17 protein-coding genes are annotated in these 16,965 nt (G+C 51.8%); 8 read left to right on the forward strand and 9 right to left on the reverse strand.

Annotated elements, in window-relative coordinates; translation table 11 throughout:
* Positions 1 to 41 precede the first annotated feature (41 nt).
* On the forward strand, positions 42 to 1,955 hold the full coding sequence (locus ACT53D_RS11175; RefSeq protein ID WP_476156281.1) for a sigma-54-dependent Fis family transcriptional regulator: 1,914 nt from the start codon (positions 42 to 44) through the stop codon (positions 1,953 to 1,955).
* 238 nt (positions 1,956 to 2,193) lie between these two features.
* On the opposite strand, the gene ACT53D_RS11180 is transcribed toward ACT53D_RS11175, so the two are convergent.
* The 9 genes from ACT53D_RS11180 to hemA form a co-directional block, all read right to left on the reverse strand.
* A complete protein-coding gene (locus ACT53D_RS11180; RefSeq protein ID WP_476156214.1) occupies positions 2,194 to 2,913 on the reverse strand; it encodes a hypothetical protein in 720 nt (239 codons plus the stop codon).
* Positions 2,914 to 3,507: 594 nt separating this feature from the next.
* Positions 3,508 to 4,110: a methionine biosynthesis protein MetW gene (gene metW, locus ACT53D_RS11185; RefSeq protein WP_476156216.1), complete on the reverse strand. Its 603-nt coding sequence runs from the start codon at positions 4,108 to 4,110 to the stop codon at positions 3,508 to 3,510.
* Positions 4,107 to 5,234: a homoserine O-succinyltransferase MetX gene (metX, locus tag ACT53D_RS11190; RefSeq protein ID WP_194749609.1), complete on the reverse strand. Its 1,128-nt coding sequence runs from the start codon at positions 5,232 to 5,234 to the stop codon at positions 4,107 to 4,109. Before metX ends, metW begins: the two co-directional genes overlap by 4 nt.
* Positions 5,235 to 5,286: 52 nt before the next feature.
* Complete coding sequence (locus ACT53D_RS11195) at positions 5,287 to 6,090, reverse strand: TIGR01458 family HAD-type hydrolase (protein ID WP_194749608.1); 804 nt, start codon at positions 6,088 to 6,090, stop codon at positions 5,287 to 5,289.
* A gap of 43 nt (positions 6,091 to 6,133) precedes the next feature.
* Positions 6,134 to 7,006, reverse strand: a complete 873-nt coding sequence (prmC, locus tag ACT53D_RS11200) for a peptide chain release factor N(5)-glutamine methyltransferase (RefSeq protein WP_476156218.1) — start codon at positions 7,004 to 7,006, stop codon at positions 6,134 to 6,136.
* The gene (locus ACT53D_RS11205) at positions 7,007 to 7,855 is read right to left on the reverse strand and encodes a DNA alkylation repair protein (RefSeq protein WP_476156220.1); all 849 of its coding nucleotides are present in this window, start codon (positions 7,853 to 7,855) and stop codon (positions 7,007 to 7,009) included. It abuts the gene before it with no gap.
* A 17-nt stretch (positions 7,856 to 7,872) separates the two neighbouring features.
* Positions 7,873 to 8,289 (reverse strand): GFA family protein, encoded by a 417-nt coding sequence (locus ACT53D_RS11210; protein WP_476156222.1) that lies wholly within the window; start codon positions 8,287 to 8,289, stop codon positions 7,873 to 7,875.
* Positions 8,290 to 8,298: 9 nt separating this feature from the next.
* Complete coding sequence (prfA, locus tag ACT53D_RS11215; protein ID WP_476156224.1) at positions 8,299 to 9,381, reverse strand: peptide chain release factor 1; 1,083 nt, start codon at positions 9,379 to 9,381, stop codon at positions 8,299 to 8,301.
* A gap of 50 nt (positions 9,382 to 9,431) precedes the next feature.
* Entirely contained in the window at positions 9,432 to 10,691 is a 1,260-nt protein-coding gene (hemA, locus tag ACT53D_RS11220; protein ID WP_194749603.1) for a glutamyl-tRNA reductase, read from the reverse strand.
* 214 nt (positions 10,692 to 10,905) lie between these two features.
* Here hemA and rpe point away from each other — a divergent pair, with 214 nt between their 5' ends.
* From rpe to trpC, 7 genes are all read left to right on the forward strand, one after another.
* A complete protein-coding gene (gene rpe / locus ACT53D_RS11225) occupies positions 10,906 to 11,613 on the forward strand; it encodes a ribulose-phosphate 3-epimerase (protein ID WP_379073866.1) in 708 nt (235 codons plus the stop codon).
* Positions 11,614 to 11,632: 19 nt separating this feature from the next.
* A complete protein-coding gene (locus ACT53D_RS11230; protein ID WP_476156227.1) occupies positions 11,633 to 12,325 on the forward strand; it encodes a phosphoglycolate phosphatase in 693 nt (230 codons plus the stop codon).
* 178 nt (positions 12,326 to 12,503) lie between these two features.
* The gene (gene trpE, locus ACT53D_RS11235) at positions 12,504 to 14,021 is read left to right on the forward strand and encodes an anthranilate synthase component I (protein ID WP_476156229.1); all 1,518 of its coding nucleotides are present in this window, start codon (positions 12,504 to 12,506) and stop codon (positions 14,019 to 14,021) included.
* Between the two features lies 1 nt (position 14,022).
* Positions 14,023 to 14,589, forward strand: coding sequence for an aminodeoxychorismate/anthranilate synthase component II (locus tag ACT53D_RS11240; RefSeq protein ID WP_026295541.1), 567 nt, complete (start codon positions 14,023 to 14,025; stop codon positions 14,587 to 14,589).
* Positions 14,589 to 15,614: an anthranilate phosphoribosyltransferase gene (trpD, locus tag ACT53D_RS11245; protein WP_476144747.1), complete on the forward strand. Its 1,026-nt coding sequence runs from the start codon at positions 14,589 to 14,591 to the stop codon at positions 15,612 to 15,614. Before ACT53D_RS11240 ends, trpD begins: the two co-directional genes overlap by 1 nt.
* Positions 15,611 to 16,099 (forward strand): DUF3465 domain-containing protein, encoded by a 489-nt coding sequence (locus tag ACT53D_RS11250; RefSeq protein ID WP_476156231.1) that lies wholly within the window; start codon positions 15,611 to 15,613, stop codon positions 16,097 to 16,099. Before trpD ends, ACT53D_RS11250 begins: the two co-directional genes overlap by 4 nt.
* Positions 16,100 to 16,115: 16 nt before the next feature.
* Positions 16,116 to 16,904: an indole-3-glycerol phosphate synthase TrpC gene (trpC, locus tag ACT53D_RS11255; RefSeq protein ID WP_338655838.1), complete on the forward strand. Its 789-nt coding sequence runs from the start codon at positions 16,116 to 16,118 to the stop codon at positions 16,902 to 16,904.
* Positions 16,905 to 16,965 lie beyond the last annotated feature (61 nt).

Consider the following 16,965-nt stretch of genomic DNA (forward strand, 5'->3'; position numbering starts at 1 on the left):
GTACAGTTGTTCAATCCGACGTGACAGGTGTTCAGTTTTCCATGCCCAACAAGTATTCCCCCTCCTCCACTCCCTTGCCGCAAGTTGGCTTGCGTGATGATCAGCGCGCCATTGCCGAAGCGATTGCCCGCTCGTGGCGGCGGTGTATGGTCAAAGGCGTGGATGAGCAAGCCCCTGCAGAAGACCAGATTATCACTGCCCAGGAATTGGCGCAGCGGCTGGAGAAAAACCGCCTGTTATTGGCGCAAGCCGAACCGGAAATGATCACCTTGAGTGAGCAAATTGCCCATACGCGTAGCCTGGTGATTTTGACCGATAACGAAGGGGTGATTTTGCGCACCATGGGTGAAGGCGTGGATGAAAATCAGATCCGCGCCTCGTTATTGCCTGGCGCGTCGTGGAGCGAAGAGCACCGGGGCACCAACGCCATTGGCACCGCGCTGGTAGAGCGCCTGGCCATCAGTGTGCAGGGGGCTGAGCACTTCATGGCCTATCATCATTCACTCAGTTGTTCCGCCGTGCCGATCTTTGCTGCCAATAACCATTTGGTTGCGACGCTGGACGTATCCAACGACCTTAATGCGCCGCAGCAGCACACGCTGGCCCTGGTCAAAATGGCGGCACAAATGGTCGAAAACCGGCTGTTTCATGCCACCGCAGAGGGTGAAATCGCCGTGCATTTTCATGTGCGGCCAGAATTTATTGGTACCTTGTGGGAAGGGGTGGCTTTGTTTGATGCGGCTGGCCAGCTACAGACGATCAACCGTAGTGGTCAGTTTCAGTTTGGTTTGCCGCTGGATCAGGATAGCCTGTCTGCGCGGCGCATTGCATTTGAAGATATTTTTGACGAGTCGTGGATCGCGTTCAAGCAACGCGGTTTAAATGCCGATGTCTTGTTTCCACTGCATCTGCGTAATGGCGCACGGTTATATGCCCGCGCCTCGGCGAGCCAGGCGCCTTCCGCTCCGAAAAAAATGCCGCCGCTGGCGCCGCGCGAGTCTGCCGCCAGTCTGGAGCTGCTGGACAGTGGCGACCCGCAATTCAAGCTGGCGATCACGCAAGTGAAGCAAGTGCTGGACAAAGACATCCCGTTGCTGATCCTCGGCGAGACCGGGGCCGGTAAAGAATTATTTTCACGCGCGATTCACGATGCCAGTGCGCGCCGCCACAAGCCGTTTATTGCCGTCAACTGTGCGGCCTTGCCAGAAGGGCTGATTGAAGCCGAACTGTTTGGCTATGAAGAAGGCGCCTATACAGGGGCCAAGCGTAAAGGCAATCTTGGCAAAATCCAGCAAGCGGATGGCGGCACCTTGTTTCTGGATGAGATTGGCGATATGCCATTGTCACTGCAAGCGCGCTTGTTGCGCGTCTTGCAAGAACGTAGCGTGACGCCGTTGGGCGGCAGCAAGTCTATCCCGGTCAACTTTATGCTGCTCAGCGCGACCAATCAGAAGTTGAAAGATAAAGTGGCTGCAGGCGAGTTCCGCAGTGATTTGTATTACCGCATCAATGGCCTCAGTGTGCAATTGCCTGCGCTGCGGGAGCGGCTGGATATGGCAAGGTTGATTCAGGTCATTCTGCAAATTGAACAGGCGCCGCAAGCCACCTTGAGTGAAGAGGTGGTGGCGCTGTTTAATGAGCATCCCTGGCCGGGCAATGTACGCCAGTTGCACAATGTGTTGCGCACGGCCGTGGCATTGGCGGATGGCGGCGTGATTGGCCGCCAGCATTTGATGCAGGACTTTCTGGATGAAATGCATGCGAAAAAAGCAGATGCTGAGCCGGCTGCGGTCGGCATGGCCGCGTTGCCAGCGGCCAGCCTGAAAGTGCAAAATGATGAAGCGATCCGGCAAGCCATGCTGCAACATGGCGGCAATATTTCAGCGGTGTCCCGTCAGCTGGGGTTAAGCAGAAATACGCTTTACCGGCGCTTAAAAGCGCTCAATCTTTCTTGAGATGGCTGGCTTGATGTTTTCAGGCTGCGCGTTTTAGGCGGTACATGACAAGGTTGCCCAGCAGGTTGTGCTGACTTCTCGAAGTCTAATGGTTAAAGTTTTCTGCAATGAATTGTTGGGCTTTATCTCAGCCCAACCTACGTGCTTTGTAGGAATGCAAGATCCGACCCCGTGGCCCGATTATCATTGTCAAGATTGGTTTTTAGCTGGAGATATTGGGTTTGCGTTAAGGTAGCCATTATTGCTCTCCTGAGTTTTTAGTTTGATTAAAAATCGCTTGTTCAACCTGCTTGATAACTTTCTGGTTCACTTCTCGCCAACGATAAAGATGTTTTCTGCGCATTTGATAGCTGATATAAAAACCCTGTTGCATGAAGTAATTAACATTACAGCCCACATCGGTTTTTAGTTCTGCGCCTCCTATGTAATAAGGCATTGCGCAACTCATCCAAACATCTTTACCACCATCTTTTGGAATAATGTAGCTAAAACCTGCCCCAGTGCTTGAATAGCGATGAGTATCTTCTGATTTAACTAACAATCCATCGCCCTCAGGTATGTCAACAATAATTGGGTTCGCTAATACTGCGTGTATCTCATAAGCATGAGCAAACCATTGCTCTTTGGACTCATCAAAAAAGTGAATGTCTATATTCAGATCATCATCGTTTTTCCACATCACCGCATCATCAAAGATTTTCACGCGTGACAAATTAATCCAAAATATGTCCAGAGCCCCTCGTTCATCAACTATTGGCGCAAACTCTCGACTAATCTGCATGTGAAGGACTTTATTGCAAGTTGTTCTGCTCTTATTTGCATCAAGATTCCACTTTGTACAAGCATCTACTTTTATAAAATGTGGACGCTCATAGCAATACCAGCTTATGTAAATCAGAAAAAGTAAAGCACCAATCAATATCACTTTACTTTGCCTAAAAATTTTAATTTTATTCACTTGGTTACCCTTATTTTTTCTTCTGTATTAGAGGTGGCACCGTTTATTTGGACAGAATGTTTAATGTTTTAAGTGGAATACCTTGCGATTCTGTTTAAGCTGCCTTGGGTGTTGCGGGCATAAGAGCGTTGGGGTCAGTCTTGCAATCATACATACCCCATCACTCTCAAACAAACTATGCCATTAATCGAATGGATGTAAGGCTAGCGCGAAGGTTGGTCTGAAGCATGCAATCAAAGGGTCAGACTCGATTGTTCTTAAACACTCTCACTCTAGGCGCGATTTTTGGCATTAATTCACGTACTGTTGTACGCATGTCGTATTCGGTTTGTAGGTTTAACTAGTAACGTGGCGCCATGTTAAAAAACAAGCCTAATCTTAAAGCTGTATACGCGCTAATTGGGCGGATACCGTTCACGATGTCGCTGATGCGGCTTGGCGGTACGTCAAGGCTACGGGGTCAGGTCTTGCAATCCTAGATACTTGTATTTATGAAAGCCTTTTGGGCTTTGCAGATTGTTTGCTCCTTAAATTTAGAGATAATCCACGATTTTAATAAATCTAAAGGCCTTGGAGCGCGGCCATGCGCTAAGTTTAAGCGCGTTTTAGCCTGTACATGGCCAGGTTGCCCAGCAAGTTAGGCAAGAAATGGATATCCTGGCCATCGGTAATCACTTTACGCTCAATGACTTGAATGTTGTGCTGATGGCAGAAGTGGTCAAAATCGTGGATGGTACATAAGTGCACGTTCGGCGTGTCGTACCATTGATAGGGCAGGCTTTTGGAGACGGGCATGTTGCCCAGCGTGATTTGCAGGCGGTTGCGCCAATAGCCAAAATTGGGGAAGGTGACGATGATTTCGCGCCCTACCCGCAGCATTTCATGCACGATGCTTTCAGTATTGTGCATGGCCTGCAAGGTTTGCGACAAAATGACTGTATCAAACGACTGGTCTTCAAAGCCGGACAGGCCTTCTTCGAGGTTCATTTGAATCACATCCACGCCATTTTTTAATGCCGCCAACCAATTGGCATCGTCTTTTTCAATGCCGTAGCCTGTAATGCCAAGCGTTTGATGCAAGTGCGTGAGCAGCGTGCCATCTGCGCAACCCAAATCCAGCACTTTGGCTTTCATTTGCACCCATTTTGTAATTAATGCAAAGTCTGGGCGAACATTGGTAATATTTACATTCGTCATACTTTGATTTGCTCCAGATAGGCGCGCATGATGGCATGGTAATGCGGATCAGGCATCAAGAAGGCATCATGCCCATGGGCCGAGGTGACCTCGGCATACTTCACGGGCAAGGCGTTATCCAGCAAGGCCTGGACGATCTCGCGCGAACGTGCAGGCGAAAAACGCCAGTCGGTGGTAAACGAGATGACGACAAACTTGGCTTTGGCGCGGCTGAGCGCCTTGCTCAAATTGCCTTCAAAATCCAGCGCTGGGTCAAAATAATCCAGCGCGCGTGTCATGCGTAAATAGGTGTTGGCATCAAATTCGCCGGCAAACTTGTCGCCTTGATAGCGCAAGTAAGACTCCATTTCAAACTCGACATCAAAGCTGTACTTCACATCGCCATGACGCAGTTTGCGGCCAAATTTTTCACCCATGGCATCGTCTGACAGATAGGTGATATGACCCAGCATGCGGGCAATGCGCAAGCCACGGCGAGGCACGGTGCCATGGTTGTAATAATCGCCGTCAAAAAACTCGGGGTCAGTGATAATCGCCTGGCGTGCCACTTCGTTAAACGCCATGTTCTGTGCGGTCAGGTTGGGTGCAGAGGCGATCACAAAAGCATGCCGCACACGCTCGGGATATACAATGTTCCAGTGCAGCGCTTGCATGCCCCCCAGACTGCCTCCAATCACCGCCGCCAGTTGGTCAATACCGAGGTAATCTAACAGTCGCGCTTGCGACTCTACCCAGTCTTCTACGGTCACGACCGGAAAACTAGCGCTATAAGGCTTGTCTGTCAGCGGATCCACGCTGGATGGGCCGCTACTGCCATGACAGCCGCCCAGGTTATTCAACCCGATCACAAAAAACTTGTTGGTATCCAGCGGTTTGCCCGGACCCACCAGGTTATCCCACCAGCCAGGATATTTATCTTCTGGCGTATAACGGCCAGCCACATGATGGTTGCCAGACAGGGCGTGGCAAATCAACACGGCATTGCTTTTGGCCGCGTTAAGTTCACCATAGGTTTCATAAGCAAGATGGTATTGTGGCAACACGGCGCCGCTTTTAAGCGTGAGCGGCCGGGTGAAATGCGCAACTTGCGCTTTAACGATACCAACAGAATTCGATTCAAACATGCCGCAATTATACTATGCGGCATGCCGAAACGGCGAGACCGGGCTGACCCGGTCAGGAGGAATGGGCGGAGGCAGAAAAGCAGCCTAGCAATGCCGGTAAATCTGCCACTGAAGCAATCATCGCATCCGGCTCCACGGCGGATAAGCGCGTATAGGTTTCGCGATATTTTCCAGTTTTGACCAGAATGCCATGCAAGCCCGCATCTTGTGCACCGCCAATATCCGCATCAATATCATCGCCTATCATTAGCACTTCCGAAGGTTTCAGCCGTAAGGCATCGATGGCCATATGAAAGAAATGCTGCGAAGGCTTGCCCATTAGCATGGCTTTGGTATTGCTGGCGTACTCCAGCCCGGTGACAAACGCGCCAATATCCATTTGCAAGCCAGTCTCGGTTTGCCAGAAGCGGTTTTTATGGATGGCAATTAACTGCGCGCCATTCACCAGGCAGGTAAACACTTCATTGAGTAGTTGGTAAGACCAGCGGTCGCCTATATCGCCGATCACCACATAATTGGCCGCGGTTTCCGATTGATCAAAACAGGCAAAATCTTTTTTCACATCGTCTGCCAGCAACAATTTACAGACCGGGTTCGGCTGCTTTTTGAGGTACTGGATGGTCGCTTGTGGTGCACTCATGATTTCTTCGGGCACTACATTGAAGCCCAACGCATTCAGCTTGGATTGCAAGGACGCTAAAGATAGCGTGCTAGTGTTGGTGACAAAGCGGACCGCAATGCCCGCTTCGCGCAGTTGTTTCACGGCCGCGATCGCGCCATTGATGACTTGATTGCCGATATACAACACGCCATCCAGGTCAAATAGCACGGCTTTAATATTAGGGATAGGCTGCATCACAACTCCTTAGATAAAGGTTTTGTTTTCAATCTAGCAAAAATCATACTGGTTTTGCTAGTGGCCATTTTCCTGACGTGACTCGGGGCTGATTACCCAGATCATGCATCGTTGCAATCTCTGCAAACCCTTGTGCTTTTAAGAGTGATTGCACGGCGTCCGCCTGGTTGTAACCGTGCTCCAGCATGAGCCATCCATTTTCAGTCAAATAGCCAGGCGCCTGGGCAATAATCTGCCGGATCGCTTGCAAACCATCTGCCCCTGAAGCCAGCGCCGATAAGGGTTCAAAACGCAAATCGCCTTGTTGCAGATGCGGGTCGTCCGCTTCGATATAGGGCGGATTACTCACGATTACATGGTAAGGTTTGGGAGCCAGTGCTGAAAACCAGTCGCTTAACACAAACTGCGTATTCTCAATGCCCAGCGCATAAGCGTTGTCTTTTGCGACGGCCAAGGCTGCTTCAGAGGCATCCACCGCAGTCACCTGGCAGTCTGGTCCATGTTTGGCCAGCGCGAGTGCGATAGCCCCGGTTCCTGTGCCCAGGTCCAACACTTCAAGCGGTTTGCCGCGCGCATGCTGGTTGATTTTTTCCAAGGCAGCCTCTACCAGAGTTTCAGTATCTGGTCGCGGGATTAAGGTGTCAGGCGTCACTCTGAGCGCGAGCCCGAAAAATTCCCGATAGCCCAAAATATGCGCGATGGGCTCCCCTTTTAGGCGGCGGTCAATTAAGACCTTAAAGTCCGCTTGTTTTTGCGTATCCAGCAAATCCAGTGCATGACCGAGTAGCCAGGCATGGTTCACCTTGAGCACCTCCATTAATAACATGCGGGCTTCTATGCTGGCTTCGTCAGCCAGGATGGTTTGCATCAATTGGATTTTTGCAGCATCCAGGCAGGCGCGGATGGTCGGTAGCATTTATTTTCCTCCTGCCGCCAGCCGGATAGCACGCGCATGCGCGTTGCCTTGCTTGGCAGGATGGCGCACCGCATGGCGGATCACCCATTTCAAGTCTTTATCCGCATTAGTCAGCCAGCGCTCACACACCTCAAATGCCAATGCTGGATGGTCTTTGGCGATATCGCCCAGATGATTGGCAACACTGCGGCGTACATACAGGCTGGGGTCATTTTTCAGGGCTTCCAGAATAGGCAGTGTTGGCCTGGGGTCTTTAATCAACTGGGGAATACGCGCGCCCCAAGGCAAGCGGGGACGACAGCCTTCAGAGCATAAGCGGCGCACATGCGGATCTGCGTCGTTTAGCCACAAGGTCAGTTGATTCAAGGTGCGCTCAAAATCATGCATCAGGAACGGACGGATCGAAAATTCGGCGGTAAAGCGGCGCGTCAATTCATATTGGGCACGCATGGCCGTGTCAAAAGGATCTTCGCCCGCGTTGTGTTGCGGATCACGCCCGTAGTCGGCAATGAAGCGTGTATGCGGCAAGTAAAAAAACACACTCAAGCCGAGACGTTCGGTGTGTACATTCGGCGGCGTTAGCGTGCTGAGCAGAATGTCGGTGGCTTCAGAAAACTTTGCGGGTAAGGTCGCTTTTAATGCCGCAGCAATATGCGCTGAGCGGTCCATAATCCCCAGTGCTGCAATGTTGGTGAGCGCCAAGCTTTTGAACGCGTGTCCATCAAAAGCCGAATGCACTAATCCGATATTATGTGCCAAGCAGTCGACGGCCTCAGTATCCAGCAAGAACTTGATTGGATTATCTTTCTGGATACTACGCGGCGCAACAGGGATGCGAAATGGGGTCATGTGCGGGGACGATTCAGTCACGGGCGCTCAACATATTGGGGCGCATCATCGTGAATCTCATGCCAGTCTGCTTTGGAGCCAACAAAGATATGGGCTGATACCTGAGTGGGGAGCGGCGTATCTAGGGTCCCGATTCGAAGTCGCAAGATATCGGGTGCACTCTCGCGGTAAGCCATGATGGGCGAGCCACAATGACTGCAAAATACACGACAAACCCCTGCTTCACTGCGGTAAGTTTTAAGTGCCGTCTCGCCCTGCGTGATGCTGAAGTTGGCCTTGGGCACAGGCGCAACTGCAATAAAGGCTGAGCCGGTCGCTTTGCGGCAACGTTGACAGTGGCAATATACCAGTTCTCCCAGTGCGCCTCTGACTTCATAGTGCACCGTTTCACACAGGCAACTGCCTCGATGGTGGAGATGAGTTTCTGTCACCATATTTTTCGATTAGGCGTCTTCGCCCAAACTCGCCAACAAATCCGCCTGATATTCAGTCGCCAGCGCATTAATCAACTCATCCATGTCGCCCTCGGTAATCGCATCAATTTTATACAGTGTCAGGTTGATGCGGTGGTCGGTAATGCGGCCTTGTGGGTAGTTGTAAGTGCGAATACGTTCTGAGCGGTCACCCGAACCAATCAGGTTGCGCCGCTCGGAGGCGATTTTGCTTTGTTGCTCATCGACTTGTTTGGCTTTAATGCGCGCGGCCAGCACTTGCATGGCTTGCGCCTTGTTGGCGTGCTGGCTGCGGCCGTCCTGGCATTCCACCACAATGCCGGTCGGTGCGTGCGTGATCCGTACGGCTGAGTCGGTTTTGTTGATGTGCTGACCACCCGCACCACTGGCGCGGAAAGTGTCGATGCGGATATCGGCCGGGTTGATTTCTACATCACCCACCTCTTCCACCTCGGGCAAAATCGCGACGGTACAGGCTGAAGTGTGAATCCGGCCTTGTGTTTCGGTATCGGGCACGCGCTGTACGCGGTGGCCGCCGGACTCAAATTTGAGTTTTGAATAAGCCCCGTAGCCGATAATTTTGGCAATAATTTCTTTGTAGCCGCCGACCTCGCCTTCGTTGGCAGAGACCACTTCTACCTTCCAGCCCTGGCGGTCGGCATAGCGCGAATACATGCGGAACAGGTCACCGGCGAATAGGCCGGATTCATCGCCACCGGTGCCGGCACGGATTTCGAGGAAAATATTTTTGTCGTCGTTGGGGTCTTTAGGCAGCAGCAGTTTTTGCAGGGTGAGGGCAACTTCTTCGAGGCGCTTTTTGCCAGTCTCGATTTCTTCCTGGGCAAACTCTTTCATCTCAGGGTCAGACACCATGGCATGTGCCTCTTTGATGTCGGACTCGGTTTGCGCGTAGACGTGATACTGCTCGACAATCGGGGTGATTTCCGTATGTTCCTGCATGATTTTACGGTAGTTATCCATATTGTCAGTCACGCCCTCGCTGCTGAGTAGGCGGTTCAGTTCTTCGAGACGCTCGCTTAGGTTGGCGAGCTTTTGCAACATGCTTGGTTTCATTGTGGGACCCTAAAATTCAAAGCGTCAGCGGAGGCCGATATCTTGAAAAGTTATTCTTTTAACTGAAAAAGTTGTTTGACCAGATGCTCCATGTGCGCATGGGCATCGCCTTCGGTGTTGTTGAGCGCGTGGCTGGGGCCATGCAAAAACTTGTTGGTCAGTGCATTGCTGAGATGTTCGAGTACTTTTTCGGGCGGCTCGCCTTTTTGCAGCAATTTGAGCGATTTTTCCACCTCAGCCTTGCGTAGGCTGTCTACCTGATCACGCAGGGCCTTGATGGTGGGCACCGCTTCGCGCTGCTTGAGCCATTGCATAAAATGTTCAACGCGTGCGTTGACGATCATTTCGGCATCTATCGCGGCTTCTTTGCGATTGCCCAGACCTTCGGAGACCACTTGCGCCAAATCATCTACGGTGTACAAAAATACGTCATCCAGTGCCGAAACTTCAGGTTCGATATCCCGCGGCACGGCCAGGTCTACCATAAACATCGGTCTGTGCTTACGCGCTTTAATGGCGCGTTCTACCATGCCCAAGCCAACAATGGGCAGCTGACTGGCGGTGCTGGTGATGACGATGTCGAATTCCTGAAAACGCTCTGGCAGGTCGTTGAGCAAAATAGCCTGTACATTGAGGCCCTGGCCGCGAATCTTGTCTGCCAGTTGTTCGCCGCGCTCCAGTGTACGGTTTGCCACGGTGATTTTTTTCGGTTTTTGCGCGGCAAAATGGTCGGCACAGAGCTCTATCATTTCGCCCGCGCCGATAAACAGCACGCGTTGCGCACTCAAGTCGCCAAAAATCCGTTGTGCCAGTTTGACCGCTGCGGCGGCCATTGAGATCGAGCTGCCGCCGATATCGGTGTTAGTGCGCACTTCTTTAGCCACTTCAAACGTGCGTTGAAACAGTTTGTGCAAGAGGGTGCCCAAGGTGCCTGCGTCCTGGGCAATTTTTACCGATTGCTTGAATTGGCCCAGAATCTGTGCCTCGCCCAACACCATACTATCCAGCCCGCTGGCCACGCGGAACGCATGTTTGACGGCCTCGTGGCTGCTCAAGGTGTAGGTGTAGGGCAGCAACTTGTCTGCCTCCAGGCGGTGATACGCTGCCAGCCAATCAATCACCACTTCTGGCCGGATGGATTGCACATAGATTTCGGTGCGGTTGCAGGTGGACAGGATCGCCACCTCTGCCACATTGTGTCGTGCCAGATCAGCCAGTGCTTGCGGCAAGGTTTCGTTGTTAAACGCAACGTTCTCGCGGATGGCAATGGGGGCGGTGGTGTGGTTGACACCAATGGTATACAGTTGCATGGCGCTATTTTACCTGCGGGACAGGGTCAAAAGTGAAACACGTGGGCGCTTGCAGGTGGTTCATGGCGAATTGGAGAGGCATCCATGTCAAAAGTGCCGACATTTTCTTATATTCGGCGGCGGCAAGCAAGAATCCTGTCAATTTGTCACAAAATGGCGTTAAAATATTGGTTTTGCTAACTTTTATTAGATTCAATTACGGAACATCAAGCGCATGGACAAAACTTTCCGCATTGCCCCCAGTATTCTGTCTGCCAACTTTGCCAAGTTGGGCCAGGAAATCGAAAACGTGATCAAATCCGGCACCGATATCGTGCACTTTGACGTGATGGACAACCATTACGTGCCTAACCTGACCATTGGTCCATTGGTATGTGACGCGATTCGTGACCTGTCACACAATGTTGGCGCACTCATCGACGTGCACCTGATGGTGAAACCTGTTGACCGTATCATCCCAGACTTTGCCAAAGCGGGTGCGGACATCATCACTTTCCATCCGGAAGCGTCTGACCATATTGACCGTAGCCTGGCCTTGATCCGTGATAGCGGCTGTAAGTCTGGCTTGGTATTTAACCCAGCGACACCATTGCATTACCTGGATTACGTGATGGATAAAGTGGACATGATTTTGCTGATGTCGGTGAACCCAGGCTTTGGTGGTCAAAAATTCATTCCTGCCACGCTGGACAAACTGAAACAAGCGCGTGCACGCATTGATGCCTACTACGAAAAAACCGGCCGTCAAATCTGGCTGGAAGTGGACGGTGGTGTGAACGCCAACAACATCGCAGACATCGCAAAAGCCGGTGCGGATACCTTTGTTGCAGGCAGCGCGATTTTTGGCTCACCTAAAGACACCGATCCTAACCGTTATGACACGGTTGTTGCGGCGATGCGTGCTTCTTTAGCCACTGTTTAATTTAAAAAAGCCTGTTGTGATGCGGTTTCAAGTGAAGTTGGTGATGTTCGACCTGGACGGCACCCTGCTGGATACCGCACCGCAAATTGCCGAAGCTGCCAACCGTATGTTGGTGGCTTTGGGCAAACCCATGTTGCCGCAAGCACAAATCGCCACTTATATTGGCGAAGGCGTGCAAAACCTGATCAAGCGCTGCCTCACAGGGAGCGTGCAGGTGGAGCCAGGGGCCGTTTTGTTTGCGCAGGCGCAGCCGCTGTATCATGATTTTTATACTGCCAACGCCACCCAAAGCCAGCCATTCGCAGGGGTTGTCCCTGCTTTGCAGCAGCTGAAGAAACAAGGCTATCGCCTGGCTTGTGTGACCAATAAACCCGAAAAATTCACCTTACCTTTGCTGCAACAAGCAGGTTTGGCTGATTTTTTTGAGGTCATTATTTCTGGCGACAGCTTGCCCAAAAAGAAACCTGACCCCTTGCCGTTGTTGCATATTTGCCAAAAGCTAGGTGTGCTGCCTGCTGAAGCGGTGCTGGTAGGGGACTCGGAGACGGATATTCAGGCCGCGCATGCTGCCGGATGCTTTGTCGTGACCGTGCCTTATGGGTATAATCAAGGCCGCGAAATTGATGTCGCGACGGTAGATGCTACCGTGCAGCAACTCACCGAGGTGGTGAACTTGCTGGAGTTACCTGCACTCCTAAAGCAGGGATCATAAAAAATAGACCTTAATTACCATGATGTTTTGTGCTCATCATTCTTCCAGTTGGCCAGTATTAAGCTGGCGTCGTTCGTGGCGGGGCTAGTCCTGCCCCACGCGCAGGTGCGCGCCATTTGCACCGACCTGCTGTGATTGTTTGCACGGCACTCTACGAATCAAACTGGAAAAAAGCATCATGTTAAGCACATTAAGCAAGACCGAATTCGACGCGCTGGCGGCGCAAGGCTACAACCGTATTCCGCTGGTGCTAGAAACCTTTGCCGATCTGGATACGCCTTTATCACTGTATCTCAAACTGGCCAATCAACCTTATTCCTATCTGCTTGAAAGCGTACAAGGCGGTGAGCGCTTTGGCCGCTATTCGATCATAGGCCTGCCTGCCACCACGCGAATTGTGGTGCGTGAGCAGCAATTGCACGTGATTCAGGATCATCAAGTCGTTGAATCGCATAGCGATCAAAATCCGCTGGACTTTATCAAGGCCTATCAGGCGCGCTTTAAAACGCCGCCTTACGATGGTTTGCCGCGCTTTACCGGTGGCCTGGCTGGCTATTTTGGCTATGAGACTATTCAATACATTGAAAAACGTCTGGGTAAGCAGAAAAAGCCAGATGTGATTGGTACGCCAGATATATTATTGATGGTGTCAGAAGAAATTGCCGTGGTGGATAACCTCTCCGGCAAACTGTATTTCATCGTGTATGCTGACCCGGCTAAAGCCAATGCCTATGAAACTGCATGCGCACGCATGCACACCTTGGTCGGGAAGTTACGGTGTAGCGTAGAGATTCCTGCTGCATTGCCGAGCGCTAAAACAGAGGCTATTTCTGAGTTTGGTGAAGACAACTTCAAAGCGGCAGTAAAAAAGGCACAGCAATATATTTTAGAAGGCGACATCATGCAGGTGGTATTGAGCCAGCGGATGTCGCAAGACTTTGACGCCTCGCCATTGAGCTTGTACCGCGCCTTGCGTAGCCTCAACCCATCTCCTTATATGTTCTATTACGATATGGATGATCACCATGTGGTCGGTGCCTCGCCAGAGATTCTGGTGCGTCTGGAAGAGACCACCGTGACATCACGGCCGATTGCCGGGACACGCCCACGCGGTAAAAACCGTGATCATGACCTGGCCCTCGAAGCCGAGCTGCTGGCTGACCCTAAAGAGCGTGCCGAGCATGTGCAGTTGATGGATCTGGGCCGCAATGATGTGGGTCGCGTCGCGCTCACGGGCACTGTGAAAGTCACCGACAACATGACGATAGAGCGTTATTCACACGTCATGCATATCGTCAGCAATGTTGAAGGTCAGCTCAAGCCAGGCTTGGATGCGATTGATGTGCTCAAAGCGACTTTCCCTGCCGGGACCGTGTCTGGTGCCCCTAAAGTGCGCGCCATGGAAATCATTGAAGAACTGGAGCCTTCCAAACGTGGCATTTATGCTGGCGCCGTCGGCTATTTAGGCTTTAATGGCGATATGGATGTGGCGATTGCGATCCGTACTGCCGTGATCAAAAACAAAAAACTCTATGTGCAGGCGGGCGCCGGCATTGTGGCCGACTCGGTGCCGCAAAGCGAATGGGAAGAAACCCAAAACAAGGCCAAAGCCGTGATCCGCGCCGCTGAGCTGGTGCAGGCAGGACTGGATAGCCAGGCAGCCAATGTTCAAACCCATGCAGGAAAAGGAGCCTGATATGTTGTTGATGATTGATAACTACGACTCTTTTACCTATAACCTCGTGCAGTATTTTGGCGAGCTGGGGCAAGATGTGCATGTGCACCGCAATGACGAAATCACGCTAGAACAGATCAAAGCGATGGCACCGGAAAAAATCGTGATTTCTCCTGGACCGTGCACACCAAACGAAGCCGGGATTTCCGTGCCTCTGATTCACGAGTTTGCCGGCAAGATTCCTTTGCTGGGCGTCTGTTTGGGTCACCAGAGCATAGGCCAGGCGTTTGGCGGCAACATCATTAAGGCCAAAACCCTGATGCACGGCAAAACCTCATTGATCCACCATACCAATACCGGTGTGTTCAGAAACCTGCCTAATCCCTATACCGCGACGCGTTACCATTCGCTGGTCATCGAGCGCGAAACTATTCCGGATTGCCTGGAGATTACGGCCTGGACCGAAGATGGCGAGATCATGGGCGTCAAGCATAAAACACTGGCCGTGGAAGGCGTACAGTTTCACCCCGAGTCTATCTTGACTGAATACGGGCATGAGCTGCTGGATAACTTCCTGAAAGGCTATTGATGGCCATCACACCTAAAATCGCCTTACAGCGCCTGATTGACCATACAGATTTCACGCATGAAGAAATGCTGGAAATCATGCAGCAGATCATGAGCGGCGAGTTTACCCAAATCCAGATTGCCGGCTTTTTGTCGGCCCTGCGCGTCAAGGGTGAAACCGTCACCGAAATCGCCGCTGCTGCACAGGTGATGCGCGACCTGTCCAGCAAGGTAGAAATTACCGATTCTACGCATTTAATTGACACCTGCGGCACTGGCGGTGCGCCCAACAAAGCCTTTAATGTGTCTACCGCATCCGCGTTTGTGGCGGCCGGGGCCGGCGCCAAAATCGCCAAGCATGGTGGCCGGGCCGCTTCGTCCAAGAGCGGTTCCGCCGATGTGCTGGAAGCCCTGGGCGTCAACATTGGCTTAACGGCTGAGCAAGTGGCGCGCTGCGTGAACGAGGCCGGAATCGGCTTTATGTTTGCGCCTAACCACCACGCGGCCATGAAATATGCTGCCCCGGTGCGCCGTGAGCTGGGCGTGCGCACCATGTTCAACCTGTTAGGCCCCATGACCAATCCGGCCGGCGCCAAGCGTCAGGTGATGGGGGTTTTTCACCGTGACCTGGTGCCTTTGCTGGCGCAAACCTTGCAAAAGCTCGGCAGCGAGCATGTCATGGTGGTGCACAGTGCGGATGAAATGGATGAAATTTCTTTTTCAGCAGATACTTATGTGGCCGAGCTCAAGCATGGCCAGGTGAGTCAATACACTTTAAACCCTACCCAGTTTGGCATGCCCGTACATGATGTAAACAGCATTCATGTGGAAAGTGCGCAGCATTCGAGTGACATTATCTTAGGCCTGCTCTCCGGCGAAACAGGTCCTGCCCGCGATATCGTCTTGCTCAATGCCGGGGCGGCGATTTATGTGTCTGGCCTGGCAAGCGATTTGCCATCAGGCATTGCGCAAGCCGCGCAATCGATTGATTCAGGCGCAGCGTTGCGTAAACTGCAGCAATTGAAGGCCTTGAGTCAGGCAGCATGAAACAAGGGGCGCTGATTGCAATATTCTGCTTGCTGGCCGCCTGCCAGCAAGCAGAGCAATCCAGTCCGCTGAATCAGCCACAGTCTGCGCTAGAGGTAAAATCGCAGGTGCAGTCTGTACACTTGCAACCGCTCTCGGCAGGACTCGTCACTGAAGAGAATGCGGCGCTTAAGCAGGCATTTGCCCAAAAGCAAAGTCATGTCTGGCTCGAAGGCAGCGGTACGGTGAAGAAGCTGTTGCCCGATGACACTCAAGGTGCCAGGCACCAGCGGTTTCTGGTGAGCGTGTCGCCAGAGCAAACATTATTATTTGCGCATAATATTGACCTCGCACCCAGGGTAGAAAACCTGAACATAGGGGATCAGATCAGTTTTAAAGGCGAATATATCTATAACCCCAAAGGCGGCATTATGCACTGGACGCATCATGACCCGCAGGGCCACCAGCATGGCTGGATCAAACATCAAAATCACACTTACGAATAAGGCATGCGAGCAGATTATGTCCGATATTTTAAATAAAATTTTAGCGACCAAACGTGAAGAAATCAGCAAAGCGCAAGCTAGCAAGTCATTGGATGCGATACGTGATGAAGCGCTGAGTCAGCCGGATTGCCGTGACTTTATAGGCAATATTGTTAAAAAGGTGGATGCAGATAAACCTGCCGTGATTGCTGAAATTAAAAAAGCCAGCCCGTCCAAAGGCATCATCCGTGCTGATTTTAATCCGGCCGCCATTGCTAAAAGCTATGAAAAAGGCGGCGCGGCCTGTTTATCGGTACTGACTGACGAGCAATATTTTCAGGGATCTGCTGCCTACCTTCAGCAAGCGCGCGCTGCCTGCAAATTGCCCGTGTTGCGCAAGGATTTCATGATAGATCCTTATCAGATTTACGAAGCCCGAGCCATGGGCGCTGACTGCGTGTTGCTCATCGTGGCAGCTCTCGAACTGTCACAAATGCAGGAACTGGAGCTGACGGCCCACAATCTGGGCATGGCGGTACTCGTCGAAGTCCATGACGCGGATGAGCTTGAACTCGCGCTGCAACTGGAAACGCCGCTACTGGGAATCAACAACCGCAATTTGCGCACGTTCGATGTCACCTTGCAAACCACGCTCGACCTGCTCGAGAACATGCCGGAAGACCGTTTTGTCGTCACAGAGTCTGGCATTTTCACACCAGAAGATGTGGCTTTGATGCGCAGCCATCATGTGAATGGCTTTTTGGTCGGCGAAGCATTTATGCGGCAAGAGGATCCAGGTGCAGAACTCGCCAGGGTCTTTGGTTAGGAGAAGTTTTAAACAGCGTGAGTGCAAAGGTATGCCCTGCATGAGCGTATCCAAATCAGGC

Source organism: Methylophilus sp. DMC16 (assembly GCF_056314045.1).

Bases quoted from the DNA above. Each gene is read 5' to 3' on its own strand.
- trpC (WP_338655838.1), top strand. From the start codon at position 16,116: ATGTCCGATATTTTAAATAAAATTTTAGCGACCAAACGTGAAGAAATC.
- hemA (WP_194749603.1), bottom strand. From the start codon at position 10,691: ATGCAACTGTATACCATTGGTGTCAACCACACCACCGCCCCCATTGCC.
- ACT53D_RS11240 (WP_026295541.1), top strand. From the start codon at position 14,023: ATGTTGTTGATGATTGATAACTACGACTCTTTTACCTATAACCTCGTG.
- rpe (WP_379073866.1), top strand. From the start codon at position 10,906: ATGGACAAAACTTTCCGCATTGCCCCCAGTATTCTGTCTGCCAACTTT.
- ACT53D_RS11230 (WP_476156227.1), top strand. From the start codon at position 11,633: ATGCGGTTTCAAGTGAAGTTGGTGATGTTCGACCTGGACGGCACCCTG.
- ACT53D_RS11210 (WP_476156222.1), bottom strand. From the start codon at position 8,289: ATGGTGACAGAAACTCATCTCCACCATCGAGGCAGTTGCCTGTGTGAA.
- ACT53D_RS11250 (WP_476156231.1), top strand. From the start codon at position 15,611: ATGAAACAAGGGGCGCTGATTGCAATATTCTGCTTGCTGGCCGCCTGC.
- ACT53D_RS11195 (WP_194749608.1), bottom strand. From the start codon at position 6,090: ATGCAGCCTATCCCTAATATTAAAGCCGTGCTATTTGACCTGGATGGC.
- trpD (WP_476144747.1), top strand. From the start codon at position 14,589: ATGGCCATCACACCTAAAATCGCCTTACAGCGCCTGATTGACCATACA.
- ACT53D_RS11205 (WP_476156220.1), bottom strand. From the start codon at position 7,855: ATGACCCCATTTCGCATCCCTGTTGCGCCGCGTAGTATCCAGAAAGAT.
- prfA (WP_476156224.1), bottom strand. From the start codon at position 9,381: ATGAAACCAAGCATGTTGCAAAAGCTCGCCAACCTAAGCGAGCGTCTC.
- trpE (WP_476156229.1), top strand. From the start codon at position 12,504: ATGTTAAGCACATTAAGCAAGACCGAATTCGACGCGCTGGCGGCGCAA.
- metX (WP_194749609.1), bottom strand. From the start codon at position 5,234: ATGTTTGAATCGAATTCTGTTGGTATCGTTAAAGCGCAAGTTGCGCAT.
- metW (WP_476156216.1), bottom strand. From the start codon at position 4,110: ATGACGAATGTAAATATTACCAATGTTCGCCCAGACTTTGCATTAATT.
- ACT53D_RS11175 (WP_476156281.1), top strand. From the start codon at position 42: ATGCCCAACAAGTATTCCCCCTCCTCCACTCCCTTGCCGCAAGTTGGC.
- prmC (WP_476156218.1), bottom strand. From the start codon at position 7,006: ATGCTACCGACCATCCGCGCCTGCCTGGATGCTGCAAAAATCCAATTG.